We start from the raw sequence: 16,662 nt of genomic DNA, 5'->3' as shown, positions 1-16,662 counted from the left end.
CACCTTAAGGTTAGTATAATATCTTATCAGCCTAAACGTTTTTAAGCGTTTAGTTTTAGATGTATTCCGTGTTGGTTTAAATTAAAAGGATCCCCATGCGCGCTATTGTTATCGGCTCTACTAAGCACCTTTTGTTTGCATTATTTTATAGCACCATCGGTACATCTATCGCGTTGATTATGTTGGCAGTTTGGTTATTAAATGAAAAGCCCGATCTTTCAATATGGCATACCACTCACCTAAAAAATGAATATCATCAACAATCTGGTTTAAATCACTTTGCTGAGTATCTTTCCTTGGAAGAAAAACTGTTTAAGGAAGTGGATAAAAAGATTTATCAGCAATATCAGCCAGAAATAGCCTCCCCAGTGAATCGATACGAGAAAGGCAGTTTGTCTGATCCTGCTCAATGGCACTCAGATTGGAATCGCTCTTTTGAATGGGAAAATGACGATGCTGAATTTGGTTTATTACTGATACATGGTATGTCCGATTCCCCTTATTCAATGTCACATATCGCAGAACATTATCGCCATCAGGCTCATATTGTTGGGTTAAGATTGCCAGGTCACGGTACAATCCCATCTGGGTTGACTGATATTACTTGGTCTGATCTTGCCGGTGCAGTGTCATTGGCGACAACACATTTGTCAGCAAAACTAAATGGTAAACCGCTCTATGTGGTGGGGTTTTCAACGGGGGCAGCTCTAGCGTTAAATCATGAGCTTGAAGCCATAACACTCAACAAACCAACAAGTTATAACAAAATGATATTTATGTCACCAGCGATTGGGCTTACGCCAATCGCTCAGGGTGCATACTGGCAAGCCATGTTAGGTGAGTTACTCGGACAAGAAAAATTGTATTGGAATAGTGTCGAAACCGAATACGATCCCTTTAAATATATGTCTTTTGCCGTCAATGCAGGTGATGTTGTTTATCAGTTAACATTGCGTAACCAACAATTGTTAGCACAATTAAATCCTGAACAACTGCAAGCTATTGCGCCTATCCAAACATTTCAGTCAGTTATTGATGACACGGTTTCTTCGCTAAATGTTGTTGATAAGCTATATCAATACTTATCGGGTAATAAGCATGAATTGGTTATCTTTGACTATAATCGCAGTTCAAATTTTCATTCGTTAATGAATCAAGATCCAATGTTACCGTTTGAACCATACTGGACCAATAGTCCGGTGAATTACCGTTTAACCTTTATTGAAAGTTATCAACCAGATGGCTTTGCTGTCCAAGCCAGAGAAGTGGGCTTGTTAGCTGATCAAGCACCACAGCCGCTATTATTAAGCTGGCCTAAAGGGGTCTTTTCTCTTTCGCATGTCGCATTACCTTTTCCAATAGAAGATTCACTTTATGGACCGATTGCTGTTGAAAACAGTGAGACGGTTCAAATAGGCCTGGCAATATTTCAGGCTGAAAGAGGCTTATTTTCTATGTCTGCAGCTAACATGCTGCGCCAAAAATGGAATCCATTCTATCCGTACATGTTAGGTCGCATGGATGCCTTTATGACTCCGAGTCAGGGTTAATGATACTGACGATGACTCTATTGCGTCCCTGGGCTTTGGCTTGATATAAATTGTCATCAGCAATTTTAATCCATTTATCCAATTGGGCATGATAATTGGCATTGGCCGTTATCGCACCTATGCTGGCCGTTAGGTTAAATTGCTGTTTTGAATCTGGCGAGTCGATTTTAGTTGACGCTAATATTGTCCTAAATTCGTTTAAATGGTGTTCAATGTTAAGTGCATTTGTCATTGGCAAAATGAGAATAAATTCTTCACCGCCGTAACGGGCTAAAATATCAGTATCGCGCTTAAAGTGCTGTAATAGTAGCGCTGATACTTGGCGAAGACATTCGTCGCCTGCTAAGTGACCATAGCTGTCATTAATGGATTTAAAAAAGTCTAAATCCAGAATTGCGATAGTAATGGCTTGCTCACTGCGTAAACAAAAATCTCTTATCTCTTGAAATTTCTGCTCGGCATAACGTCTATTAAATAAATCCGTTAAAGGATCTTTATCAACCAGTTCCTGCAGTTTTTGGTTGGCATTTTCCAGTTCTAATGTCCGCAAGGCGACGGTTTCTTCTAGTGCCAGTTGGTGCGAGATAAGCTCTTGTTTACTAGTTAATAATCTTTGGTAAAGGCTATAAACCTCTCTGGGTGAGCTTTCATCTAATACTTGTGTATTCAAATCATTTTGGTTTAATTTGCCAAAATGATTGGCCACTAATTCCAATGGTACTGTTAGTAACTGACTAATTCGATTAGAAATAAAGAAACTGATCAATAAAGCAGTCAATAATATAATGAAGCTAGTGAGCATTTGTTTTTCAGCCAGTTTTAACAGTGGTGAAAAAGGCTCGATGACATATATTTTCCAGCCGTTGTTCAACTCTTTGGCGGCATAAATGTATTCAGGAATATTGGAAGTCGTATTTTTTAAATTCAGCAGCTGTAAATCTGTGAGATAAGAGCCATTGTGGATGCTGTATTTAAATGGTGACATCACTTTTAAATTAAGTTTATTTGAGGCATAAATGATGTTGTTTGCTTCATCGGTTAAAATCAATGATTGGCTACCGTGTTGGTTGAAATCGTAATCAATTGCAGAGAAGTATTTTAAATCCAAAGAACCTTCAATAATTCCTGCGGGTTGTAATGGGGCATCTTTTTGAAAATAGGGTGCGCTAATCGCTACGATTGCATCATTGCCGAAACCTCTGCCAACAAAGACAGAAGAGATAAATGTTTTCTGGTTATAAAAAGCTTCGATAAAATAATCTCGATCTTTAACACTTAAATGTTTACTTGAGTTCGTGTCATTAAATCGTGTAATTGGTGATGCAGCAATAATGTTTGCTTTATCATCAGTGATCAGCATGCTGATAAAACCGGGGTAATTATTATGTAAATTGCTCAGCAAAGGCTGTTGTTCGGCAGGGGTATTGTTGACTAGGGTAAAAAAATGCGCTGCATTTTTAATCACGTTAGTATGCATGTTGATATATTGTTCGCCTGCATAACTTAGATGAAATACGGTTTCTTGTTGATTTTTTTTAATTAATGTTTGCTGTTTATTTAATGAAACAAAGTTGAAATATAAAGCAGAAAACAAAAGCGATAAAGTAATCATTAAGGTGATGAAATAGACCATCTGCTTACTGAGTGTTCGGCGTTGTTTATCTTTAATCTTAGTTTCAAAAAACCATAATTTGGGCAGCATTAATACAAGTAAAGAAGCAATACTGGTGTAAATTAAGCTGTTAATGGCTTGTTTGAGAGTAACAAAGGGCAAATGATCAGCGGGTAATTCAAAGAATATATTGGCCATTATGTAAAATAAGGGCATACCAATTAATAGCCAATAAATGATACTCCCATAGAGAGCGTAAATATCACGTCGCCGGCAAAAGCCTAAAAATAATGCCTCTAATGAAAAAATGACGAACACGTGATAGCTGTCCCAAATGATCAGTAAGCCTGTCGATGCAAATAAAGACGTAATTAACGCATACCATGGACCACATAATATCGCTACGATTACCGTAAGGGTATTACCTACAATAAATTGTACGTTGGCAAAAAAAGGAATGGGGTAAAGATTGATAACAAGCGCAATAACGCCCATAGCAATGGAAAATAGTAGGTTTTGTGGGTTTGCAAACTGTTTTTTCAATGAAATATCCTTTCTCATTATTATGTAAAAATTTTACCTGCCAAACTGCATTATCACAAGTTATTCACATCAGCATGCGCTTTCAAATCTCGGCTATTTTAGGTCTGACTTAATTTAATGGTCTTTGCAACAACATCATTGTTCGACCTTGGTCTAGGTTGATAGGGCAATGACACCATATTTACTTTGACAACAATCTATTTAAGTTGTTGTTATATAGTATTTTAGTTCATGTTTTCAGATTTGCGTTATGAATTGATTAGACTAAGGTCTTGATTGTCGAACCCCCTAGAGTTGCTAGATTAACAATGACTTTACAACTCGACTTTATAAAAACTAGCACAGGGGAGTCGCAATGGCTTTTGAAAATAACGATAAAGCAGCAGGGTATTGGCGTGAAAATTTACGTTTAGTACTTGGACTGCTAGCAATTTGGGCTGCAGTGTCATTTGGCTGCGGTATTTTATTTGTAGACGTGCTTAATGAAATCACCTTTATGGGATTTAAATTAGGCTTTTGGTTTGCGCAACAGGGTGCAATGTATGTATTCGTGGCGCTGATTTTTGTTTATGTGGCAAAAGCAAATGCCCTAGACAAAAAATACAATGTTCATGAAGACTAAGGGGCACTGAAATGGATGTTCAAACACTAACATATTTGATTGTTGGCGCGACATTTGCGCTGTATATCGGCATTGCAATTTGGTCGCGTGCTGGGTCAACTAAAGAGTTTTATGTTGCAGGTGGTGGTGTTCACCCTGTGGTTAATGGTATGGCGACGGCAGCAGATTGGATGTCAGCCGCATCATTTATTTCACTTGCGGGTATCGTCTCGTTTGTGGGTTATGATGGATCGGTTTACTTAATGGGTTGGACCGGGGGCTATGTATTATTAGCCTTATGTATGGCACCGTATTTACGTAAGTTTGGTAAGTTTACCGTGCCCGACTTTATCGGTGACCGTTATTACTCACAAACCGCACGGACAGTAGCGGTTATTTGTGCCATCTTTATTTGTTTTACTTATATTGCTGGCCAAATGCGTGGTGTGGGTGTGGTGTTCTCTCGCTTCTTAGAAGTTGAAGTCGACACGGGTGTCTACATTGGTATGGCCGTTGTGTTCTTCTATGCGGTTTTAGGCGGCATGAAAGGTATTACTTATACTCAGGTTGCTCAATACTGTGTATTAATTTTTGCCTTTATGGTTCCTGCTATTTTTATCTCTGTCATGATGACGGGACACATTTTACCACAAGTGGGTTTTGGTGCTGAGTTAGTCGATGCCGCAGGTAATGGTACTGGGGTTTACTTGCTAGATAAACTCGACGGTTTGTCTGCCGAACTTGGATTCTCGCAATATACCGAAGGCTCAAAAGCCATGGTCGATGTGTTCTTCATCACTGGCGCATTGATGTTCGGTACAGCTGGTTTACCACACGTAATTGTTCGTTTCTTCACTGTACCGAGAGTGAAAGATGCCCGTTTATCAGCAGGTTGGGCGTTAGTCTTCATCGCAATTATGTATACCACTATTCCTGCATTAGCGGCTTTCTCTCGTGTTAACATGATTGAAACCATTAATGGCCCAGATTCAACGGGTGTGGCGTATGAGACTGCTCCAGAGTGGATTAAGAACTGGGAAAAAACCGGCTTAATTGCATGGGATGATAAAAACAACGATGGTAAAATTTCTTACGCTAATGGTGATAGCAATGAAATGACCATTGACCGCGACATTATGGTACTTGCTACACCTGAAATTGCTAGCCTACCTGCATGGGTTATCGCCTTGGTTGCAGCTGGTGGTTTAGCGGCGGCGTTATCAACTTCAGCTGGTTTACTACTTGTTATTTCGACGTCAGTATCGCATGACTTGCTTAAAAAGAATTTCATGCCAGATATTTCAGACAAGAAAGAATTGATGTATGCCCGTATTGCAGCCGCATTGGGTATTGTCATGGCCGGATACTTCGGTATTAATCCGCCAGGCTTTGTGGCCGCGGTGGTGGCAATCGCCTTCGGTTTAGCGGCAGCATCGTTATTCCCAGCCATTATTATGGGTATTTTCTCGAAAACGATTAATAAAGAAGGCGCAATATCAGGCATGTTAGTGGGCTTATTGTTTACTGCTGGCTATATTGTTTACTTCAAGTTTGTCAACGTGGGTGCTAACACGCCTGATAACTGGTTATTCGGAATTTCGCCAGAAGGTATCGGTATGATGGGTATGTTTGTTAACTTTATTGTGGCATTCGCTGTCAGTAAAGTCACAGGCGCAGTACCGCAGGATGTGGTTGATATGGTTGAGTCTATTCGCTTCCCTCAAGGTGCGGGTGAAGCTCAAGATCACTAAGCAATATTATCGGCCCTTTTAAGAGCGCTTCGGCGCTCTTTTTTTATGGGGAAAATAATTGTTGGGCTTAAGTCTTATAGCCAATATTTAGCTTGTGGCGGTATATTAACTCAAAGGGTCTTTGAGAAAAAATTATGAATGCCAGCGAGTTACAGCCCATTGAGCAGTTTTTACAAACCCATGCACCTTTTGATGTGTTGTCTACAGCACTGATTGCACGCTGCGCCCGTGAAATGACTATTGGTTATTATGCTAAAGCATCAGCCTTTGTTGAGTTTGATCCTGTCAATCCAAAACTGTATTTAGTCCGAAGTGGCGCGTTTGAGGTTAGAGATCCACAAGGTGTGCTCGTTGATAGGGTTGCCGAAGGCGAATGTTTTGGTTTCTCAACCTTACTGTCGGGCGAAAAGGTGGTGAATAAAGTGGCCATTTTAGAAGATGGATTGGTGTACCACATTCCCCAGGCTTTATTTACCGACTTGCGTAGTCAAAATCGTCAATTTGATACCTTTTTCACTCGAGCTTTTGCACAACGTTTGCGCAATGAGCATAAGTTTAAGGCTAAAGATCTGACCACGACGAGTCGTATAACCAATCTGATGTCGCAAACACCTATCAGCATTGAAGCAAACGCCAGCGTTCAGCAAGCGGCAAAGTTAATGCGTGATCACCGAGTCTCTTCAGTGCTGGTGTTGCATGACCAACAATTGGTTGGCATTTTAACTGACCGAGATTTACGTAATCGCGTTTTGGCTGAAGGCTTAGATGGTCAAGCGAGTGTCGACAAAGTCATGACCAAACAACCGCAAACGGTCGCCTCAAATGCATTAGTTTTTGAAGCCATGTTATTGATGAGCGAACATAATATTCATCATTTGCCAGTGGTGGATAATCAGCAAGCCAAAGGGATGATAACCAGTACCGATATTCTTCGGTCGCAAAGCTCGCAACCCTTATTACTTATCGGTGAAATCGATCGCCAAGCTTCAATTGAAAGGTTAATCCATGTCAGCAAGCAAATTCCGGTGTTATTACAAAATTTAATCAGCGCAGATGCAAGAGCAGAAGAAATCGGCCGGGTATTAACCTCGGTTACCGATGCATTAACGCGTCGATTAATCGTGCTTAACCAACAATTATTAGGTAAAGCGCCAATGGCGTTTTGTTGGTTAGCATTTGGATCTCAAGGACGTCAGGATCAAGTGGCGTGTTCGGATCAAGATAATGGTTTGCTATTAGCCCATGAACCAGATGAATTCGCCGCTGCATACTTTGATAAATTGACCCATGCCGTTTGTAAAGGGCTAGACCAATGTGGTTACATTTATTGTCCTGGCGATATTATGGCTCAAAACCCACAATGGCGTTTATCATTACAGCAATGGCAACAGAAGTTTAAAAAATGGGTGATGTCTCCTGAACCTAAGGCGCTGATGCATGCCAGTATTTTCTTCGATATGCGTGCTGTTTTCGGGCCGCAAACCTTGTTTGATGAGCTGCAAGATTCGGTCATGTCGCATACTAAAGATAATGATATTTTTTTAGCGGGCATGGCGGGTAACTCCTTACAACAAACGCCGCCTTTAGGATTTTTTAGAAAATTTGTGCTTGAGCGTGACGGAAGTGAAGTGAAGGGCATGGATTTAAAACATAAAGGCAGTGCCCTGATAAATGATATTGCGCGGGTGTATGCTTTAAGTGCGGGAATAAAAGAGGTGAATACTGCTAAACGTATCCGCGCGCTAATGGATGCCAATATTATTAATCGTAAAGATGCACTAAATCTGGCTGATGCCCATGAATTTATTGCTCATATGCGCTTAGCTAATCAAGGTTACCAAGCCAATCACAATTTGGTTGTAAGCAACTATTTAAAACCGCAGGATCTTTCATCGTTGCTACGCCATCAATTACGCGATGCTTTCAAAGTGGTGCACGATGCTCAATCTGGGTTAAAGCTTAAATTTACTCGGAGTTTCTAGTGGTCAATCATTTATGGCTTAAAAGTCGATTTTGGTTGGATTCCTTATCTAAGCAACAAGGCTCACATGAACGCCATTTAATTGAATATCAACAATCATTAACTCAACAATTTACTCGCACTATTTATGATGCTGACTTAATGGCGATTGATCTTGAGATGACAGGGCTTGATCCGATGAAGGATCAGATAATCAGTATTGGTTTGGTGCCTATTAGTAAGGGGACGATTCCTTTAGTAAAAGCACAGCATTTGATGATTTCAATTGACGGTAGTGTCGGCCAAAGTGCCACTGTGCATGGCATTGTTGATCACCAATTACAGGATGCTTTACCTGTTGATGCTGCCATGGAGTGGTTATTAAAAGCAACTCAGGGTCATATTTTAGTGGCGCATCATGCGCCTATGGATATGGCGTTTATCCAACAAAGTTTGCAAAACGTATTTGGTCAGCGGTTATTATTGCCTTTCATCGACACCTTAATGATTGAGAAAAGCCGCTATCTTCGCCAGCACGGTCAACTAGTGGAAGGGTGTGTACGCTTAGGGCAAAGTCGAGAAAGGTATCATCTTCCGGTTTACGCTGGCCACAATGCATTGATTGATGCGATTGCTTGTGCGGAGTTATTTTTAGCGCAAGTGTCAGCATTAGGTGGATCAACACAAATAAAGTGTCATGAGCTTGTAGGATTATCAAAGTAAAAAAATCCACCTTCTGAAGAAGGTGGCTTTGATATCACTCCCTAAAAGGGAGCTTTCCTACCGTGCGTTAACAAGACGCCGTAAATATATCCCTATAGGCTCTACTAAATCATCCTTGATTTAGAAGCTTGTACCGCACCATTAGCAAAGCTCATCTTTAACTTGAGTTAATAAGCTATGTTCAAATGAACTTACTTAAGGCAGAGCCTAATTATTGATAACCACCTACTGAAATAGATGACTAAGTCTATAATTTAGTCTGCCTATCTACCTTCTTCAGCCGCTTTTTTGAAGAAATAATCTACCGCTGGCTTGATCAACTCAAGTGCAGTTTGCTCACAATCTGGGACTTTGGCATCACTAGTACTGATAGGGGTTACGCGGTCAGTCCATTTAAACAGTAATGCTGCCGATGTTAAGCCCGCACCAAATGCACAAGATAAAATGGTTTGACCTGGTTTGATCAACCCTTTGTCTAATGCATCACATATTGCAATGGGAATGGTGGCCGCAGAAGTATTGCCGTAGTTAGCAATATTGACAATTGCGCGTTCTTTAGGGATTTTCATCCGACTGACCAAAGTATCAATGATGCGTTCGTTAGCTTGATGTGGAATGACCCAATCCACATCATCTTTATCTACATTACACTTCTCAAGTACCTGAGTACTCAATGAGCCCATCCCTTGAATAGCACGCTTGAAGATTTCTTGACCATTGAATTGAATGTAAAAATCTAATGAGCTGGCGTCTAATCTTTCCATTTGGCTACCAAAGCTAGATTTTAATATTTCACGCCCATCGGGGTCGTTATTAAGTTCATAGCCTAATACACCACCTTCTTCTTCACTAGCTTCTAAAACGACAGCGCCAGCGCCATCGCCAAATAGCACAGCAGTTTCTCTTCGCGACCAATCTAAATAAAAAGATAAGCGTTCAGCACCGATGACTAACACCTTCTTATTCTGACCACTTTTAATCAATGAGCTCGCTAAACCGATACCGTATAAAAAGCCACTACAAGCAGCATTGATATCGAAAGCGCCACAAGTTGCGCCGACATTAGCCTGCACGGTTGAAGCAATGTTGGGGATCAATGTATCTGGGCTTGCTGAAGCTAAAATAATTAAATCTAATTCACTTCCTTCAATACCAGCGGCGGCTAAAGCGTGCTTGGCTGCAACACTTGCAAGCACCGAAGTGTTTACATGGCTGATATGACGCTTACTGATCCCAGTACGAGATTTAATCCACTCATCAGAGGTTTCCATAAAGGTAGCTAGATCATCATTAGTTAATGATGATGGTGGGACTGCTTTACCCCATCCCGTAATGTGCGCGTACTGCATCGTTTGTTCTCTCAAAAAAATTAAATTAGACGTAAGTGGCTATTGAACGTGACAATCGATAAGAAAATAGCGGTGTAATAAAATGTCATGTCAAATGCTATCGGGTTGGGCTGTGTAGGATAGGCTACACAGTCCTGATTTAGGCTTTTTTAAGGGGGGTGCTACTTGTCGAGCTTGGGACTAACGCTCTTATTGCGACTAAAGCATCCATAATATGTCGATGTAACAGTGCAGTTGCCGCCTCAATATTTTTACTTTTACATAGTTCTAATAAATCCCTATGCTCCTGCTCCGCTTTTGGGATCCCTGCTGTTCTAAGCAATTGTAATCGAATATAACGGTCACAATTGGTGTTAATACCCTGCACAACATCAAGGGTGTGTGGACGATTTGCAGGTTTGTATAGAATCGTGTGAAATTGGGTATTAAGCTCATTCCAGCTTGCCACAGTATCTTCATGCTTGAAGGCGGATTCTAATTGAACGAGGATATTTTCAGCTTGAACAAAATCTTGTTCTCGTAAGTTAGGTATCGCTTTAGCAAGCAAATCGGTCTCGATCATCGCCCGTAATTCAAATAACTCACTGGCTTGCTCAGCAGATAACAGTGTAGCCGTTGCACCTTTGTGTGCCTCAAATTTAACTAGACCTTCAGCTTCTAGCTGTAATAAAGCTTCGCGAACTGGAATTCGGCTGACATTAAGTTCTTCTGCAAGGGCACTTTGACGTAGTGCTTCTCCTGCAACGATAGCACCAGAGAGAATTTTTTCTCTGAGCACTTCGACAACAATTTGAGTACGAGTTTTATGGATAATCGGTGCTGTTAGACTCATAGTTTCCGTCTATTTAATCATTATTACATTTTATCCTCCCAAGGTTACCGCTAAAAAAACTATTAATAAAGGGAAAAAACTCGTTTCCCTTTATTAATTTTCACTATTAAAAAGTAATTAATTGTGGGTTTTCAGGGCGCAAATCCGCAGGAAGCTGCCCCGAAGGCATGTTCTGATAGCAAATCGGTCGCACAAAGCGTTTCAACGACTCTATTCCAACAGATGTTGAACGTGAATCTGTGCTGGCTGGGTATGGACCACCATGGTTCATGGAGTAACAGACTTCCACACCCGTCGGCATCTGATTAAATATTAACCTACCAACTTTGTAGCTCAAATTTTCTATAAGTTGACCGCAGTCTTTTAGCTCCCTTTCAAGACCGTGGATACTGGCGGTTAATTGACCTTCTAATGCAGCGATAAGTTGATCCATTTCTTCCATGGTGTCGCATTGTACTAAAACAGCAAAAGGGCCAAATACTTCATCTTGTAGGCTTTCATTGGCTAAATAGTCACTAACTGAGACTGTTAATGCAAGCGGACGCGTATGATGGCTTGCCGTTGCAGCTTTACCTTGAGAAAGGACATTCACACCTTTAATGCTCATAAGTGCTTGGGTCATTTTCTGATAAGTCGCTGCAATTCCAGGTGTTAGCATCGGGGCAGCTTCTTGCATTGCCATTTCGTCAGTAAAGCTGGCTAGATATCTCTTCAACGCTGGGTCTTTGAGTGCAACAATTAGCCCCGGGCTTGTACAAAATTGACCATGCCCCATCATCATTGACTGCACCTGAGTGCGGGCAAGTGATTCTGCATTTTCAGCCATTAACGCGGGTAAAATAAATTGTGGGTTAATTGAGCCTAATTCCCCATAAAATGGTATAGGTTGTGGGCGAGCAGAGCACATATCCGCTAATATTCGTCCTACTTTTAACGAACCCGTAAATCCAACAGCTTTTATCTTAGGATGTTGAACCAGTGTCCTTGCGCCAGCAGGTTCACTTGACTGAATAAGATTAAACACACCAGCTGGCATGCGACATGTCTCGATGGCTCGAGCTATCGCCTTAGTGACTAACTCGGATGTAGCAGCATGAGCAGGGTGCCCTTTTACGACAACCGGACAGCCAGCAGCCAGAGCCGATGCTGTATCGCCGCCTGCCGTTGAAAATGCGAGCGGAAAGTTAGAGGCACCAAATACGGCTACAGGTCCTATGGGTAAGTATCCTAGCCGCGTATCAGCTTTAGGTAATGGTAATCTTTCTGGGTTAGCTGCATCGGCGTAACGAACATCTGAAGGTGAACGTAAGTAAGTTGCAAACATCTTGAGTTGATTGCAAGTTCGACCCGTTTCACCTTGCAAACGCGCCAAAGGAAGGCCCGTTTCTTGATGCGCAATTGCGATGATATCATCAATATCCGTCATAATTTGTTTGGCAATTTCATCGAGAAAATCAGCCTTTTGAATAGAAGAGGTTTGACGATATGCAGCAAAAGCATTATCAGCTGCAATGGCAGCTTCATTCACTTCTTGCTGCGTGGCTTCGGAAAACATCCAAGAAATTGGTTTGTTTTCTACAGGATTAAAACTCGTAAAGCTATCAGCCTTACCTGTCCAATTACCGCCAATAAAGTGCTGGCCGGAAATATTTGTAGTTGTATTGTCTTGTTTATTCATTGGTATTCCTTTAAACCACTTGGAAGCCAAATGCATATGGGTCGCTATCGTCGATAGTGATGGCATTTTGACCGAAAACTCGCGCCCAACCTTGGATACTTGGCATAATGGCGTCGTAGTTACCCACTTTTGTCGATGATTCTACTTTACCGATAAATTGACTACCGATAATACTTTCGTGAGTATAAGTGTCGCCGACTTTGAGGACACCACGAGCAAAAAGTTGAGCGAGTCTCGCGCTAGTACCTGTTCCGCAAGGTGAACGGTCAATTGCTTTATCGCCATAAAAAACCGCGTTGGCTCCATCTGAGCCTTCTGAAATAGTCTCACCAGTCCAAAGAACGTGCGAAACACCTTGAACTGTTGGATCGTCAGGATGTACGCAAACCAGTTGTTGGCGTGCAGCCTCACGTACGATTGGACTCCAATGTAAAATATCCCCAGCTGACCAATTTCGTAACCCTGGAAAGTTTTCTTGTGGTTCAACGATGACATAATAATTGCCGCCATAGGAGACATCGACTTTTAAGGTGCCAAGACCGGGTACGTCCAAAATGGCATCCTTATGAGCTAAGTATGCAGGCACATTATAAATTTTTACCCAATCAACTTTGTTCTCAGTTTGTTTATAGTCGATACTGATTTGACCTGCTGGTACATCTAGCGTGAGCTTACCTGGAACCTTGGGTGTCAATAAACCCGTTTCAATAGCTGCCGTCACTGTGCCTATCGTGCCGTGGCCACACATAGGTAAACAACCGCTCGTTTCGATGAACAAAATCGAAGCGTCGCTGTTATCTGAACAAGGAGGGTAGAGAAAAGAGCCTGACATCATATCGTGACCTCGTGGCTCAAACATCAGTGCTTTACGGATCCAATCATAATTGGCCAAGAAATCCTGACGCTTTTCACTCATCGTACGGCCAATAAGGTTCGGATGGCCACTGGTGACCAATCGAACCGGATTACCGCAAGTATGAGCATCTACACAAAAGAAGGTTCCTTTCATCATCGTTGCCTACTCCATTTTTATATTGTTATTTAGGGGACAAGTCTTTTAGGGAATAAGAATTATATGCACTTATTCAAATCTAAGCGTGTGGGAAAACCGCGCTTACTAATGACATCTCCAGCATTCTTGCTTCGGGTCATAATTAACAACCCCATCATTGTTTAAATGTCTCTATATAGCGGCGAATGCACCTTGTCAGACCGCCTAGCATCAAAATGATGTTAGCTACTTTACTATAATTGAATACTGTATACAATATTCAATAGTGGTTTGTGGTCACTATCCATAATTATGATTTAGGCACAAGAAAACGTTTTAAAAATAGCTGTTAGTTGTTGAACTATTAATGTTGAATTTATTGCAATGTGATTAAGCATTCGTTGCTTGTTGCTGAAAGATTCACTGAGGCTTAGTTTAATAGGTGTATGTATAATTGGTTAAAATAAGAGATTAAAGATGGATGCAGGTAAAAACAGTGTTGACGACCTTGGTGATATGACTGTCATCGGTGCAGGTATTGTAGGTTTAGCATCAGCGCTTTACTTACAAAGAGCTGGCTTTAAGGTCAGCTTATTTGATAAAGAGGCCATCGCTGCAGGTGCATCACAGGGTAATGCTGGGCACTTTGCTACTGAACAAGTATTTCCTTTAGCTAATCCGAGCTTGCTGTACCAATTGCCTTCGATGCTGCTTGATCCTTTAGGGCCATTTAGGATCCGTCCTACATATTTTTATCGCGCGGTTCCTTGGTTTATGAAATTTTTGTTCAACATGTTACCTGAACGTCGAGCCCATAATAGTCGAGCCATTAAAGCACTTAATGAGCAGTCTATTAAAGAAATGCAAGATATCCTGACATTTTGTGATTGCGAAGAATTATTACGTTTGAATGGTAGCTTATTGGTTTTTGAGGGGAACTCGCTTGAAGAGGTAAAGCGAGAGTGGCAAATGTACTCCAATGAGGGCGTTGATGTTGAGTTATTAACAGGTCAGCAGGTTCGCGAGTTGGAGCCAAGTCTAACTGATAATATCACCCATGCACTGTTTTTTACTCAAGTCGGTCACACACCAGACCCTTATCAGATCTGTCTCGCAATAGCGGATAAATTTAAGGCTTTGGGGGGCGTCATTAAAGTGGCACAAGTTGACACAATCAACGGCGGTGATGAGGGGGTTTCTGTTTTGCTTGACGGTAAAGTGAAAATCTCAAGTAATAAGCTTTTATTAACTGCAGGTGCTTGGTCTAAACCTTTAGCTAAACAACTTGGTCATAATGTTCCGCTCGAAGCAGAGCGGGGCTATCATCTTATGATGCCTCAAGATGCGAAATTGTCCCGTCCTGTGGCATCTTATAATCGAAAATTAATTATTACACCTATGGCCAAAGGAACCCGTTTAGCAGGAACCGTTGAATTTGGCGGAGTAGATGCACCTATGTCTCCAGCCAGAGCCGACTGCTTATTGCCCCATGCAAAAGCATTACTCCCGAATATATTTGAACATGCAAATGTACAAGATGGAGCAAGATGGATGGGATGTAGACCTTCATTTCCTGATAGTTTGCCTGTTATCGGCAAAACAAAGGTAAATAATATTTATGTGTCTTTCGGTCACCAACACTTAGGCTTAACTTGGTCTGCAATCAGTGCCAAATTGATCACTGAAACGATTTTAGATAAAAAAACAACTTTAGACATGCAACCCTATAGTATCGACAGATTTAGATAACTCCTGAAGCTAAATCCGCTAAAGAAGACTGGGCCTGGTCGAATTTAAATGATTGTTATCATTTACGCGGTGCAATTTATAACGATGAGTGAAATAATAGTAGATATAAATTTTATATTGTCTTATGGAGTTGCACCTTTGAACCGAGCGGTATTTTTAGATAGAGATGGTGTCATTAATAAAGACACAGGTTATGTTCACCTTGTTGATGACTTTGAATATATCGACGGTGTATTCGATGCTTGCCTTACCTTGAAGAAAATGGGGTACCTATTAGTCGTTGTCACCAATCAATCAGGAATTGCTCGAGGCTTATACAGTGAAGACGATTTTCATACATTAACTGAATGGATGGATTGGAACTTTGCTGATAAGGGTGTGGATTTAGATGGCATCTATTACTGTCCACATCATCCTGAAAAAGGCATTGGTGAATACAAGCAAGATTGTGATTGCCGTAAACCTAAGCCAGGGATGATGCTTGATGCTGCTAAATTTTTGAAAATCGATATGGCCAACTCAGTGATGGTCGGTGACAAAGCTGACGATATGCGGGCAGCTAAAGCAGCAGGTATCGGTATGTCAATTTTGGTACGTAGTGGCAAAGTTGTTGACGAAGCCGGCATTAAAGAAGCAACCATGGTCGTTAATAGCATTGCAGATGTACCTGATGCAATAAAACACAGCCTTTAGAGTCCTAAATAGCTTTAAACAGCTTTTTTGATGGCAAAAACATCATTTGGTTTAAAAAGTATTCACTTGAACAGTGGTTTGTTAAAAAAGACCAAACAGGGGTTGCACAAAATCTTAAGCTGCCTATAATGCGCATCCACTGACACGGCACAGCGCGAAAGCAAAATCCACAGTCAGCTTGGTTTACAGCGGTAAAACGCAACAAACCAAAGGCGAAAAGAAAGTTTGAAAAAACGCTTGACGCAAACAACAGGGTCTGTAAAATACGCAGCCCAAGCCAACGACCTAGCGTCTCACGGCGATGTTTGAAAAATTAACATCAACGCTCTTTAACAACTTATCAAGTAATCTGTGTGGACATTCACAGGTATTGAGTTATTCGAAATTGCTTCTTCTTAGGAAGAGCAATCAAAAAATTTAAACTCAATGCAACGATGAATGTTCATAGAAATATGAAGCTACAGTAATGTAGTTGATAACTCGTTAGCTCTTGTGAGCGAAGCGAATTATAACAGTAGAATTCATTGAGTCGTTCGACGTAGTCGAACAGAAAAAAACTTTAATTGAAGAGTTTGATCATGGCTCAGATTGAACGCTGGCGGCAGGCCTAACACATGCAAGTCGAGCGGC

The 16,662-nt window shown here is 41.2% G+C and carries 12 protein-coding genes and 1 rRNA gene; 8 read left to right on the top strand and 5 right to left on the bottom strand.

What is annotated here, in order from left to right:
- The first annotated feature begins 95 nt into the window (after positions 1-95).
- A complete protein-coding gene (locus tag OHT75_RS00665) occupies positions 96-1,550 on the top strand; it encodes an alpha/beta hydrolase (RefSeq protein ID WP_264724438.1) in 1,455 nt (484 codons plus the stop codon).
- Here the strand turns inward: OHT75_RS00665 and OHT75_RS00660 are convergent.
- Positions 1,528-3,705, bottom strand: coding sequence for a sensor domain-containing diguanylate cyclase (locus OHT75_RS00660; protein ID WP_319803620.1), 2,178 nt, complete (start codon positions 3,703-3,705; stop codon positions 1,528-1,530). The two genes, OHT75_RS00665 and OHT75_RS00660, sit on opposite strands and share 23 nt — an antisense overlap.
- Positions 3,706-4,060: 355 nt before the next feature.
- Between OHT75_RS00660 and OHT75_RS00655 the strand changes: the two genes are divergently transcribed.
- The 4 genes from OHT75_RS00655 (at position 4,061) to OHT75_RS00640 (ending at position 8,740) form a co-directional block, all read left to right on the top strand.
- Positions 4,061-4,327: a DUF4212 domain-containing protein gene (locus OHT75_RS00655; protein ID WP_264724437.1), complete on the top strand. Its 267-nt coding sequence runs from the start codon at positions 4,061-4,063 to the stop codon at positions 4,325-4,327.
- 11 nt (positions 4,328-4,338) lie between these two features.
- Positions 4,339-6,057: a sodium:solute symporter family protein gene (locus tag OHT75_RS00650; RefSeq protein ID WP_264724436.1), complete on the top strand. Its 1,719-nt coding sequence runs from the start codon at positions 4,339-4,341 to the stop codon at positions 6,055-6,057.
- A gap of 134 nt (positions 6,058-6,191) precedes the next feature.
- Positions 6,192-8,039, top strand: coding sequence for a DUF294 nucleotidyltransferase-like domain-containing protein (locus OHT75_RS00645; protein WP_264724435.1), 1,848 nt, complete (start codon positions 6,192-6,194; stop codon positions 8,037-8,039).
- On the top strand, positions 8,039-8,740 hold the full coding sequence (locus OHT75_RS00640) for an exonuclease domain-containing protein (RefSeq protein WP_264724433.1): 702 nt from the start codon (positions 8,039-8,041) through the stop codon (positions 8,738-8,740). The genes OHT75_RS00645 and OHT75_RS00640 overlap by 1 nt, the downstream gene beginning before the upstream one ends.
- 263 nt (positions 8,741-9,003) lie before the next feature.
- Here OHT75_RS00640 and OHT75_RS00635 read toward each other — a convergent pair whose 3' ends face one another.
- The 4 genes from OHT75_RS00635 to OHT75_RS00620 all read right to left on the bottom strand — a co-directional run bounded on the left by OHT75_RS00635 (position 9,004) and on the right by OHT75_RS00620 (position 13,611).
- Positions 9,004-10,089 (bottom strand): ketoacyl-ACP synthase III, encoded by a 1,086-nt coding sequence (locus OHT75_RS00635; protein ID WP_264724432.1) that lies wholly within the window; start codon positions 10,087-10,089, stop codon positions 9,004-9,006.
- A gap of 139 nt (positions 10,090-10,228) precedes the next feature.
- Positions 10,229-10,921, bottom strand: coding sequence for a GntR family transcriptional regulator (locus OHT75_RS00630; RefSeq protein ID WP_264724431.1), 693 nt, complete (start codon positions 10,919-10,921; stop codon positions 10,229-10,231).
- A 106-nt stretch (positions 10,922-11,027) separates the two neighbouring features.
- Positions 11,028-12,599, bottom strand: coding sequence for an aldehyde dehydrogenase (NADP(+)) (locus tag OHT75_RS00625; RefSeq protein WP_264724430.1), 1,572 nt, complete (start codon positions 12,597-12,599; stop codon positions 11,028-11,030).
- 10 nt (positions 12,600-12,609) lie between these two features.
- A complete protein-coding gene (locus tag OHT75_RS00620) occupies positions 12,610-13,611 on the bottom strand; it encodes a 4-hydroxyproline epimerase (protein WP_264724428.1) in 1,002 nt (333 codons plus the stop codon).
- A gap of 456 nt (positions 13,612-14,067) precedes the next feature.
- On the opposite strand from OHT75_RS00620, the gene OHT75_RS00615 reads away from it, so the two are divergent.
- The 3 genes from OHT75_RS00615 to OHT75_RS00605 all read left to right on the top strand — a co-directional run.
- Positions 14,068-15,339, top strand: coding sequence for an NAD(P)/FAD-dependent oxidoreductase (locus OHT75_RS00615; protein WP_264724427.1), 1,272 nt, complete (start codon positions 14,068-14,070; stop codon positions 15,337-15,339).
- A gap of 138 nt (positions 15,340-15,477) precedes the next feature.
- Entirely contained in the window at positions 15,478-16,032 is a 555-nt protein-coding gene (gene gmhB / locus OHT75_RS00610) for a D-glycero-beta-D-manno-heptose 1,7-bisphosphate 7-phosphatase (protein WP_264724426.1), read from the top strand.
- A 560-nt stretch (positions 16,033-16,592) separates the two neighbouring features.
- Positions 16,593-16,662, top strand: a 16S ribosomal RNA gene (locus OHT75_RS00605); the annotation flags it as partial.

Origin of the sequence: Shewanella subflava (assembly GCF_025971955.1) — a bacterium.
Classification (GTDB): domain Bacteria; phylum Pseudomonadota; class Gammaproteobacteria; order Enterobacterales; family Shewanellaceae; genus Shewanella; species Shewanella subflava.
This window is presented reverse-complemented; position numbering and strand designations above follow the sequence as displayed.

What these genes read in the sequence shown, in the direction of transcription:
- OHT75_RS00665 (WP_264724438.1), top strand. Translation starts at nt 96, where the DNA reads ATGCGCGCTATTGTTATCGGCTCTACTAAGCACCTTTTGTTTGCATTA.
- OHT75_RS00655 (WP_264724437.1), top strand. Translation starts at nt 4,061, where the DNA reads ATGGCTTTTGAAAATAACGATAAAGCAGCAGGGTATTGGCGTGAAAAT.
- OHT75_RS00650 (WP_264724436.1), top strand. Translation starts at nt 4,339, where the DNA reads ATGGATGTTCAAACACTAACATATTTGATTGTTGGCGCGACATTTGCG.
- OHT75_RS00645 (WP_264724435.1), top strand. Translation starts at nt 6,192, where the DNA reads ATGAATGCCAGCGAGTTACAGCCCATTGAGCAGTTTTTACAAACCCAT.
- OHT75_RS00635 (WP_264724432.1), bottom strand. Translation starts at nt 10,089, where the DNA reads ATGCAGTACGCGCACATTACGGGATGGGGTAAAGCAGTCCCACCATCA.
- OHT75_RS00630 (WP_264724431.1), bottom strand. Translation starts at nt 10,921, where the DNA reads ATGAGTCTAACAGCACCGATTATCCATAAAACTCGTACTCAAATTGTT.
- OHT75_RS00625 (WP_264724430.1), bottom strand. Translation starts at nt 12,599, where the DNA reads ATGAATAAACAAGACAATACAACTACAAATATTTCCGGCCAGCACTTT.
- OHT75_RS00620 (WP_264724428.1), bottom strand. Translation starts at nt 13,611, where the DNA reads ATGATGAAAGGAACCTTCTTTTGTGTAGATGCTCATACTTGCGGTAAT.
- OHT75_RS00615 (WP_264724427.1), top strand. Translation starts at nt 14,068, where the DNA reads ATGGATGCAGGTAAAAACAGTGTTGACGACCTTGGTGATATGACTGTC.